Below are 9,587 nucleotides of genomic sequence, written 5' to 3'. Positions count from 1 at the left end.
GTACACCAGCTGAGGGCTCAATTCAGGTTGCGGGCGCACCCAACGACCGAAGCCGAATGGCTCGCCATAATCCGCGGCGGAAAACAACACGCCTGCGGCGTGTTCGCGCGCTCTGCGCGCGTGCGCGGCAAAGCCGCGCAGTTTTCCGCCTCCCTGTGGGCGCTGCGCGCCACGCAAAAGCGGCCGTGCCTCCCCGGGCGCACTTTCGGTACGGTACCGGAGACTCGCCGGCAGAGGCATTGCGCCCGCGGCGCAGCGGCTGGCGGGATGCTGTACACCCGTCCGCTCATCCGTGGCGGGGCGCCGCCGACTTTGGCCGCAGGCCAACCGGAGGCGGCGCTGGGGTCGCAGGGGCGTAGCCCCTCGTGCCCTTCTTTGGTTCCTTTCTTGGGCACGCAAGAAAGGAACTCGCTGTCGGTCGACCACCGACAAACTGCGCCGCTCGATGAGCGGAAAATCTAAGCCCACCCCGGGGCGGGACCCGGCAATCCCCGCCGCCGAAGGCGGCACCTATAAAGCGCCCCGAAGGGGCGCGAACAAAAGCCCTCCGCCCGCTGGGCGGAAAAGCCTGAGGGATCGCCGTCGGTCGACCACCGACAAACTCCGCCGCTCGGTGAGCGGCAAATCCAAAGCGGCCGCCGGTGGAAACCGACGAACCGCGCCGCATTCTGAGCGTCAAAACCGAATTCGCGGGGAACCCCGCGCAAACACGGCACATACAATGACAGAAACGAGGCAGAATAGATGGGAACGATAGTCAACGCAATTTCAGTGATCGTGGGCGGCATGATCGGCCTGCTGATCCGCCGCGGCCTCCCCAAAAAGGTGGAGGAGACGGCGATGAAGCTGCTGGGGCTGGCGGTCTTTCTCGTGGGGATCGAAGGGGTCATCACCTCGATGGTCACGGTGGGCGCCGACGGCAAGCTGTCCGCCGACGGGTCGCTCCTGCTGATCGCCAGCATGGTGATCGGCGGGGTGCTCGGGGAACTGTGCGACATCGACGCGGCGCTCGTGCGCGGCGGGAAGGCGATCGAGGCAAAGTTCGGCAGAGAGGGCTTCGCAAAGGGATTCATCAACGCGTCGCTCATCTTCTGTATCGGCGCGATGGCGATCATCGGCGCGCTCAACGACGGCCTCACCGGCGACCCGAGCGTCCTGTTCATCAAATCCGCGCTCGACTTCATCTGTTCGATCATCCTCGGTTCCACACTGGGCTTCGGCGTGGTGTTTGCGTTCATCCCGGTGCTTGCCTACCAGGGCGCGATCACGCTGCTTGCCGGGGTGCTCGCGCCGATCGTCTCCGGCCCGATGCTCAACGCCATCTGCATGGTGGGTTATACAATCGTCATGTGCATCGGCATCAATTTTCTGGAGTTCACAAACATCCGCACCGCCAACCTGCTGCCCGCCCTGCTTGTGCCGGTGGTCTACACGCTGGCCCAGCCGCATGTTGCGCGCTTTTTCGACCAGGTTCGGCAGATGTTTTGAAACCCGGCCGGTCTTTCCGGGTATCTTGCTATAATTGTTGAAAACTTTATAGCAAAGTTGCACAATTCCGTGGGAGCGGTAAAGCGGCCGAACTGGGAAAGAAACAGAAAATCCCTGCGATTGGCAAAAGTGGGACAAAAAGCGTTGACGCTTTGGCGCAATGCGCTTATAATAGTAACAACTAATTCAACGCCACATACTTGAGAAATAGGAGAGTATTGAAATGTTTGTGAAAGAAGTCGCCGTTCAGAATCAGGTCGGTTTGCACGCCCGCCCCGCAACATTCTTTATTCAGAAGGCCAACGAGTATAAATCCTCCATCTGGGTTGAGAAGGAGGAGCGCCGCGTTAACGCCAAGAGCCTGCTCGGCGTTCTTTCCCTCGGCATCGTCGGCGGTACCACCATCCGCATCATCGCGGACGGTTCCGACGAGCAGGCCGCCGTTGAGGGGCTTGTCAAGCTGGTCGAGTCCGGCTTCACCGAGTAATCGCACCCACCTGCTGAAAATGCACCGCTCAGAAGCCTGACGGTGCATTTTTTCATTTTATCGGCAAACAATTCCTATTGCGGGAAGGAGGGCTCCCTTGGATAACCCGCGTCTGCCATACCTCGCCGAAAAGGCGCACAAGCTGCCGCTGCGGCCGGGCGTGTACATCATGAAGAACCGCGCGGGCGACATCATCTACATCGGCAAGGCCAAGGCGCTCAAAAACCGCGTGAGCAGCTATTTCCGCGCGGTGGAAAAGCATCTGCCCAAGGTCTATCAGATGGTGAGCCACGTCCACGACTTCGACTATATCGTCACCGACAGCGAATTCGAGGCGCTCGTGCTCGAGTGCAGCATGATCAAGCTGCATTCCCCCAAATATAACATCCTGCTCAAGGACGACAAGGGTTACAGCTACATCAAGGTCTCGAAGGAGTCCTACCCGCGCATCCGGCACGTCTTCCAGCGGGAGGACGACGGCGCGACCTATATCGGGCCGTACATCTCCTCCTTCGTCGTCAACGAGACGGTCGACGAGGTGAACCGCGCCTTCCTGCTGCCCACCTGCACCCGCAGGTTCCCGCAGGAGTTCGGCAAGGGACGCCCCTGCCTCAACTTCCATATCAAGCAGTGCATGGGAGTCTGCCGGGGGCGGGTTTCGCAGGAGGAGTACGCGGAGGTCCTCGAGCAGGCGCTCGAATACATCCGGGGCGGCGGCGCCCAGTCGGTGGAGCTGCTGACCCGGCGGATGAACGAGTGCGCCGAAAAGATGCAGTTCGAGAAGGCCGCGCAGCTGCGCGACCGCATCAAGGCGATCAGCCGGATCAGCGAGTCGCAGAAGGTGGTCTTCTCCAAGGTTGCCAACCAGGACATCATCGCGCTCGCGCGCAGCGAGCAGGACACCTGCGCCGTGGTGCTCAAATTCCGCGGGGAGCGGCTGGTGGACAAGCAGGATTTCCTGCTCGGCGCGGTGGACGACCTCGACGGCGCGCGGCTGGAATTCCTGCTGCGCTACTACACCACCCGCGAGGACATCCCCAAGCGGGTCCAGCTCGACGGGGAGATCGAGGACGTCGACATCGCCGCGCAGCTGCTCTCCGAGCAGGCGGGCCACCGGGTGGAGATCCGGGTGCCCCAGCGGGGCGAGCAGCAGAAGCTCGTGGAAATGGCGCGGGCGAACGCCGCCGAACGGCTGTCGCAGAAGGCGGAGCGCACCGGCCGGGAGGTCGCGGCGCTCGACGAGCTGGCGCGGCTGCTGGGGCTTTCAAAGCCGCCCGCCTACATCGAGGCCTACGACATCTCCAACATCGGCTCGGACACGGTGGTGGGCGGCATGGTCGTCTTTGAGAACGGGCGGCCCAAACGTGCCTGCTACCGCAAGTTTACGATCAAGACGGTGCAGGGCACCGACGACTACGCGAGCATGTCGGAGGTGCTTTCCCGGCGGTTCGGCCGCTATTTCGACGAAACACAGAAGGACGAGGCGTTCGACCGGATGCCCGACCTCATCCTGCTCGACGGCGGAAAGGGGCACGTCTCTACGATCGTGCCGCTGCTCGCCTCGATGGGGGTTTCGGCGCCCGTCTTCGGCATGGTCAAGGACGACCGGCACCGCACCCGCGCGATCGCCGAGTCGGGCGGCGAGATCGCGATCAATTCCCACCGCAGCGCCTTTACCCTCGTGTCGACGATCCAGGACGAGGTGCACCGTTTTTCCATCACCTTTTCCCGTGCGCGGCACCAGAAGTCGGCATTTGAATCCACCCTCACCCAGTGCGAGGGGATCGGCGAAAAACGCGCGGCGGAGATCTTCCGGCACTTCAAGACGATCAAGGCCATCCGCGCCGCGACCCCGGACCAGCTCGCGGAGGTCAAGGGGGTCTCCAAACCCGCCGCGCGGAAGCTCTACGACTTCCTGCACGCCGAAGATTGACAAACCGCGCAAAACCCCGTATCATGACCAAAGGGAACTTTCGAGAAAGTTCCCTTTGGAAACCCTCAAAGCGTTTGGTTCAGGGCTGTCGCCTCTCGTGGGGATGATCCGCCGCCCGTACGGCGAACACTGCTTTCCCTCACGGGTAGAGGCGGCGGGGGCGGCGGAGGGCTAATTGATAAAAGTTTTCGGGGTCCAGGGGGACTTTTTCAAAAGTCCCCCTGGCAGGAAGGGAATCGATATGAGAGTAATTACCGGAACGGCGCGCGGCACGCGGCTGGAAGCCCCGGAGGGGCTTGCGACGCGGCCGACGTCCGATATGGCCAAGGAGGCCATGTTCAGCATCCTGCATTTCGAGCTTGCGGAGGCGGTCGTGCTCGACCTCTTCGCGGGGAGCGGGCAGCTCGGCATCGAGGCGCTGTCGCGCGGGGCGAAGCAGTGCGTCTTTGTCGACCGGGAGCGCGCGGCGCAGGAGGTCATCCGCCGCAACCTTGCGGCGGCCAAGCTTGCCGACCGCGCGCGGGTGGCCGCGATGGAGGCGCAGAGCTTCCTGCTCGGCGCCAGGGAACGGTTCGATATCGCCCTGCTCGACCCGCCCTACGGTGAAAACCTCATCCCCGCGGTGCTGCCGAAGCTCGCGGGACTCATGAAGGACACGGGCGTCATCGTCTGCGAGACGGAAAAGAACGAGGAGCTGCCGGAGGCGGCGGGAGAGTTCCTGCTGCACCGGACCTACCGATACGGCAAGGCGAAGATCACGACCTACAGAAAACGACAGGAAGAGGAATGACGAATGGAAAGACTGGCGATCTGCCCCGGGAGCTTTGACCCGATCACCAAGGGACATGAGGAGATCATCCGGCGGGCGGCGAGCCTCTTCGACCGGGTGATCGTGGTGGTGAGCGCCAACCCCGACAAGAACCCGATCTTTTCCCTCGACGAGCGGGTGCGTCTCATCCACGCGGTCTGCGTGGACATGCCCAACGTGGAAGTTGACAAGTTCAGCGGTTTACTGATAGACTATGTTCGTAGGAAGTCCGCGGTCGCCATCGTCAAGGGCCTGCGGGCGGTATCCGACTTTGATTATGAGTTCCAGATGGCGCTGACCAACCGCAAGCTGATGCCCCAGGCGGAGACTGTGTTTCTCACGCCGAGCAGCGACAACATGTACCTGAGCTCGAGCATGGTGCGGCAGATTGCCCGCTTCGGCGGCGACGTGAGCAGCTTTGTCCCCTCCATCATCCTGGATACGGTGGTCGAGCGGCTCAAAATCAAATTTCCCGAAACCGAAACAGCTGACGAATAACCGATAAAGGAGTGGATTCCGAATGAATATCGATGAAATTCTGGACGTGATCGACGAACTGCTCGACCGTTCCTGGAGCCTGCCGCTTTCGGGCGGCCGGTGCGTGGTGGACGCCGACAAGGTGCGCGACCTGATCGACGATATCCGCCTGAATATCCCGGCGGAGATCAAGCAGGCCAAGGCGATCGTCTCCGACCGCACCGACATCATCGAAAACGCCAAGAAAGAGGCGGAGCAGATCGTACGCAAGGCGGAGGATCGCGCCCGTACCCTCATCGCGCAGGAGGAGGTCAGCAAGGCGGCGCAGGCCAAGGCGTCGGAAATCCTCTCCCAGGCGCAGCTCAAATCCCGCGAGATCCGTCAGGCGGCGCAGGAGTTTTCCGACAACTGCCTGCTCAAGACCGAGGAGGTCCTCGTCAAATCCCTCACCGAGATCAAGGCGACCCGGCAGGCGTTCCGCAACGCCACCAGCCGGTGATTTCAGATGCAAAAGAGGCCCGGACGCAGCGCGTCCGGGCCTCTTTTTTCGCCGCTATTCCCCAATCGCCTTCTGAATTTTCAGGACGATCTCGAGCGGGAACATGGTGCGCTCCGCCACCTGCTCGGGGCGCATCCCCTGCTTCAAAAAGCGCGCGGCGACGTGGTCCATCGGCTCGCCGACCTCGATGATGTGCCGGTCGGGGTCGTAAAAGCATACGCACCGCTGCCCCCAGTTGTGCTCGTGGCAGGGCAGGATGTATTCGATGCCGGGCCATGCCGCGAGCTTTTCGAGGAACCGGTCGAATTCCGGCTCCTCAAAATAGAGCTCCGCGTCGTTGCCGCCGTAGCGGGTCGGGAACCGCTCGGGGTCCAGCCCGCAGATCTCCTGATACTTCACCTGGATGGAGAACCCGCCGTCGAAGGTCACATTCTCCCCGTAGTCGAGCACGAGCTTCTGCCCGAGCAGGCCGGTGTAAAACCGTTTGGATGCCTCCATGTCCCGGACACAGAGCATCGGTCCGCAAAATTTCATGATACCGCCTCCTTTTCAGCGTCGCGCCAGCAGCGGCACTGTTCGATCCGTTTTCCGTCGTCCCCCTGGTCGGGGTCGTAGGCAAAGCCGGTGAGCAGCGCGCAGGGGAATTCCCCGCAGGTCCCGCAATGCTCCAGCTCCTTTGCCTCACAGCAGGATTTCACCGGGCACGCGTCGCCCCAGAAGGGCTTTTCGATCGCCGTGCAGCCCTTGCAGCCCATCGGCTCCCGGTAATTGCAGGCGCTGCACAGCAGCCCGCATCTCGATTCAATCATGGTTTCAGCCTCCCTCGTATGGTACCGCCCGGCCGCGCCGTGACCAAAACGGCAGAGCCGTTTTGTTGGGCCGCAAAGCGGCCCCGCCCGCCCTGCGGCGGGCGGTCACGGCGCGGGGCCGGCGGGCCCGTGCGCCCCGGGAGGGGCGCCGCGGCACGCCGGCGGGGTTTGCTAAAAGCATACTTCAAAATTTGAAAATTTCATTGTAAAAAGCGGACAGGTTCTGCAGGTAGGCGCCCGGGGCGACCCCGCAGATATGCGAAAAATCGTGGATAAAATGGGACTGGTCGTAAAAGCCGGCCTCCTGCGCCAGCGCGGCGAGGGAACCGGAGCCCTGCCGCAGCAGCCGGATGGCGCCGTTGACCCGCACCAGCCGCGCAAAGGTCTTGACATTCATGCCGACCGTCTCCCCGAAGAGGCGGTTGAGGTGTCGCTGACTGTAGCCGCTCTCGGCGGCCAGCTCTCCGACGGGCAGCATCCCCGACGACTCCCGCAGGCGCTGCATCGCGCCCCGCACCGCGCCGGGCAGGGCACGTCCGGAAAACCGGGCGAGCAGCAGACGGTCGGTTTCCTCCGCGAGAGCGTCCGCGTCCGCCGCGCGGCCGGCGGCGGCTTCGAGGGCGGCGGCCAGCGCCGCGTCCGCCTCGCCCAGCGTGAACCGGCGGTCGCGCAGCTCCTCCTGCGGGATGCCGGTCAGGGCGCCCAGCGCGCCGGGCAGAAACTCGATAAAGAAGCGCACGGGCGACTCGTTGAAATCCCGCCGCACGACGGCGACTTCGGTGGTCGCGCCCCACGCAAGGGCGCGGGCCTCTCCGTCGAGCGATAGGAGGATACAGCCGCTCGCGTCGGGGATGAGGGCGAGGGTCCCGTCCTCCGGCGGGCCGGACGGGAAGGTGAAGGTGTAGTGCGCCACCCAGGGGCGGAGCAGGGGGTGGGGCGCGAGGTAGAGGTGGTTTTGCGCGCGTGCGATCGCCCGCGCGCTGCAAAGTGAAAATACCCGTTCCATCGCCCGTCCCCCTCTCAAAAGCAGTATCTCCATCATACCCGGAACGGGCGGAAAAGTCCACAGGAAAATAAGAACAAATGTTCTAATTGTACTTGCTTTTTGACCTGCGGTCGTGTATAATGCGAATAGTGAATATCCGCGCGGCCGTCCGCCGCGCGACGATTTTTGATGGCGGAGGCAGGGCTATGGCGGATAAAAAAATGGGGCCTGTGAGCGAGCGCAGGCAGAACATCTCTGCGGAGGACCGGCAGAAGGCGCTTGAGACCGCGCTTGGGCAGATTGAAAAGCAGTTTGGCCGCGGCGCGGTCATGAAGCTCGGGCAGGACAGCACCCTCAACGTGGAGGCGATCCCGACCGGGTCGCTCTCGCTGGACATCGCGCTCGGCATCGGCGGCGTTCCCCGCGGGCGTATCATTGAAATTTACGGGCCGGAGAGCTCCGGCAAGACGACCGTCGCGCTGCACGTCGTCGCGCAGGCGCAGAAGATGGGCGGCGAAGCGGTCTTCATCGACGTTGAGCACGCGCTCGACCCCGTTTACGCGCAGGCGCTCGGGGTGGACATCGATTCGCTGCTCGTCTCCCAGCCGGATACTGGCGAGCAGGCGCTCGAGATCGCGGAGGCGCTCGTGCGTTCGGGTGCGATCGACGTGGTCGTCGTCGACTCGGTGGCCGCGATGGTCACCAAGGCGGAGATCGAAGGGGAGATGGGCGACAGCCACGTCGGCCTGCAGGCCCGCCTCATGAGCCAGGCGCTGCGCAAGCTGACCGGCGCGATCGGCAAGTCCAACTGCGTGGTCATCTTTATCAACCAGCTGCGCGAGAAGATCGGCGTCATGTACGGCAACCCCGAGACGACGCCGGGCGGCCGCGCGCTCAAATTCTACGCGTCGGTGCGCCTCGACGTGCGCCGCATCGAGGCGCTCAAAAGCGGCACCGAGATCATCGGCAACCGCACCCGCGTCAAGGTGGTCAAGAATAAGGTCGCGCCTCCCTTCCGCGAGGCGGAGTTCGATATCATGTACGGCACCGGCATTTCCCAGGAGGGCGAGGTGCTCGACCTGGCGAATAAGCTGGACATCGTGGTCCGCGGCGGCTCGTGGTTCAACTACGGCGACATCCGCCTCGGACAGGGCCGCGACAACGCGAAGGAATATCTCAAGGCCAATCCCGAGCTCATGGCGGAGATTGAGGCAAAGGTGCGCGAGAACGCGGATAAGCTGTTGAAATCCCCGCGCGCGGCCGGCGGCAAAAAGCCGGTGAAGGTCGGGGCCGCCCCTGTGGAAGCGCCCGCCGCGCCGGCCGCTCGCGTCAACATCGACGTGGAGACGGATGACGAATGAAGCTGACCGCCGTCAGAATGACAAAACGGGGACGCGTCGCCCTCTATGGGGACGATGAGTTCCTGCTCAGTATGCACCCCGACGTCTTTGCGGCGTCGGGGCTTTCGGTCGGTTCGGAGATCGACGGGGAGCGCCTTGCCGGGCTCGCCGCCGAGGCGGAGCTCAAAAAAGCCAAGGAACGCGCCTTTTCGATGCTGTCCGGCCGGGAATACACCTCCAGCCAGCTTCGGGACCGCCTCGCCCGCCATGTGGACCCCGAGGCCGCGGGACAGGCGGTCGAGCGGATGGAGGAGCTGGGCCTTGTGGACGACGACGGCTATGCCGAACGGTACGCGCGGGAACTCAGCGAACGCAAACACTACGGCCTGCTGCGCATCCGCCAGGAGCTGCGGCAGAAGGGCCTTTCCGCCGAGCAGATTGAGTGGGCGGTTTCGCTGCTCGACGCCGACCCGCAGGAGCAGATGTTAGAGGTGCTTGAAAAGAAATATTCCGCCGCACCAGAAGACGAGGCGGTCAAGCGCCGCGCCTACAACGCCCTTTTGCGGCTGGGCCACCGTCCCTCCGACGTGCGCCGGGCGCTCGCCCGCTTCTGTGGGGCCGCCGAGGAGTTTTAGATTTGCCGCTCAGTGAGCGGCGGAGCTTGTCGGTGGCCGACCGACGGCAGGCTTAGATTATCCGCTCATCGAGCGGCAGAGCTGCCGGGTCCCGCCCCGGCAGGCGGCCCTATTTCTTGGCCGCCC

At 63.5% G+C, this 9,587-nt stretch carries 11 protein-coding genes; 8 read left to right on the top strand and 3 right to left on the bottom strand.

Going from position 1 to position 9,587, the window contains the following annotated elements; translation table 11 throughout:
• Nucleotides 1–744 precede the first annotated feature (744 nt).
• The 6 genes from RCI06_RS13545 (at nucleotide 745) to RCI06_RS13520 (ending at nucleotide 5,692) form a co-directional block, all read left to right on the top strand.
• Nucleotides 745–1,488 (top strand): DUF554 domain-containing protein, encoded by a 744-nt coding sequence (locus tag RCI06_RS13545; RefSeq protein ID WP_101552414.1) that lies wholly within the window; start codon nucleotides 745–747, stop codon nucleotides 1,486–1,488.
• A 223-nt stretch (nucleotides 1,489–1,711) separates the two neighbouring features.
• Nucleotides 1,712–1,975 (top strand): HPr family phosphocarrier protein, encoded by a 264-nt coding sequence (locus RCI06_RS13540; RefSeq protein ID WP_101552412.1) that lies wholly within the window; start codon nucleotides 1,712–1,714, stop codon nucleotides 1,973–1,975.
• A 97-nt stretch (nucleotides 1,976–2,072) separates the two neighbouring features.
• Complete coding sequence (gene uvrC, locus RCI06_RS13535) at nucleotides 2,073–3,908, top strand: excinuclease ABC subunit UvrC (protein WP_101552410.1); 1,836 nt, start codon at nucleotides 2,073–2,075, stop codon at nucleotides 3,906–3,908.
• Between the two features lie 241 nt (nucleotides 3,909–4,149).
• A complete protein-coding gene (gene rsmD / locus RCI06_RS13530) occupies nucleotides 4,150–4,698 on the top strand; it encodes a 16S rRNA (guanine(966)-N(2))-methyltransferase RsmD (protein WP_121587371.1) in 549 nt (182 codons plus the stop codon).
• Nucleotides 4,699–4,701: 3 nt separating this feature from the next.
• Nucleotides 4,702–5,214, top strand: a complete 513-nt coding sequence (coaD, locus tag RCI06_RS13525) for a pantetheine-phosphate adenylyltransferase (RefSeq protein WP_101552405.1) — start codon at nucleotides 4,702–4,704, stop codon at nucleotides 5,212–5,214.
• A 22-nt stretch (nucleotides 5,215–5,236) separates the two neighbouring features.
• Nucleotides 5,237–5,692 carry an ATPase gene (locus RCI06_RS13520; RefSeq protein WP_101552404.1) on the top strand — a complete coding sequence of 152 codons (456 nt, stop codon included), beginning with the start codon at nucleotides 5,237–5,239 and terminating at the stop codon, nucleotides 5,690–5,692.
• Between the two features lie 54 nt (nucleotides 5,693–5,746).
• On the opposite strand, the gene RCI06_RS13515 is transcribed toward RCI06_RS13520, so the two are convergent.
• The 3 genes from RCI06_RS13515 to RCI06_RS13505 all read right to left on the bottom strand — a co-directional run bounded on the left by RCI06_RS13515 (nucleotide 5,747) and on the right by RCI06_RS13505 (nucleotide 7,507).
• The gene (locus tag RCI06_RS13515) at nucleotides 5,747–6,226 is read right to left on the bottom strand and encodes a VOC family protein (protein ID WP_101552401.1); all 480 of its coding nucleotides are present in this window, start codon (nucleotides 6,224–6,226) and stop codon (nucleotides 5,747–5,749) included.
• Complete coding sequence (locus RCI06_RS13510; RefSeq protein ID WP_121587373.1) at nucleotides 6,223–6,501, bottom strand: DUF3795 domain-containing protein; 279 nt, start codon at nucleotides 6,499–6,501, stop codon at nucleotides 6,223–6,225. The genes RCI06_RS13515 and RCI06_RS13510 overlap by 4 nt, the downstream gene beginning before the upstream one ends.
• A 184-nt stretch (nucleotides 6,502–6,685) precedes the next feature.
• The gene (locus RCI06_RS13505) at nucleotides 6,686–7,507 is read right to left on the bottom strand and encodes a helix-turn-helix transcriptional regulator (RefSeq protein WP_306576365.1); all 822 of its coding nucleotides are present in this window, start codon (nucleotides 7,505–7,507) and stop codon (nucleotides 6,686–6,688) included.
• Nucleotides 7,508–7,692: 185 nt separating this feature from the next.
• Here RCI06_RS13505 and recA point away from each other — a divergent pair, with 185 nt between their 5' ends.
• Both recA and RCI06_RS13495 read left to right on the top strand, forming a co-directional pair.
• Nucleotides 7,693–8,847 carry a recombinase RecA gene (gene recA, locus RCI06_RS13500; protein WP_306576364.1) on the top strand — a complete coding sequence of 385 codons (1,155 nt, stop codon included), beginning with the start codon at nucleotides 7,693–7,695 and terminating at the stop codon, nucleotides 8,845–8,847.
• Nucleotides 8,844–9,461: a regulatory protein RecX gene (locus tag RCI06_RS13495; RefSeq protein WP_306576363.1), complete on the top strand. Its 618-nt coding sequence runs from the start codon at nucleotides 8,844–8,846 to the stop codon at nucleotides 9,459–9,461. Before recA ends, RCI06_RS13495 begins: the two co-directional genes overlap by 4 nt.
• Nucleotides 9,462–9,587: the final 126 nt, after the last annotated feature.

Source organism: Anaerotruncus massiliensis (ex Togo et al. 2026) (genome assembly GCF_030825285.1).
Classification (GTDB): domain Bacteria; phylum Bacillota; class Clostridia; order Oscillospirales; family Ruminococcaceae; genus Anaerotruncus; species Anaerotruncus massiliensis.
This window is presented reverse-complemented; position numbering and strand designations above follow the sequence as displayed.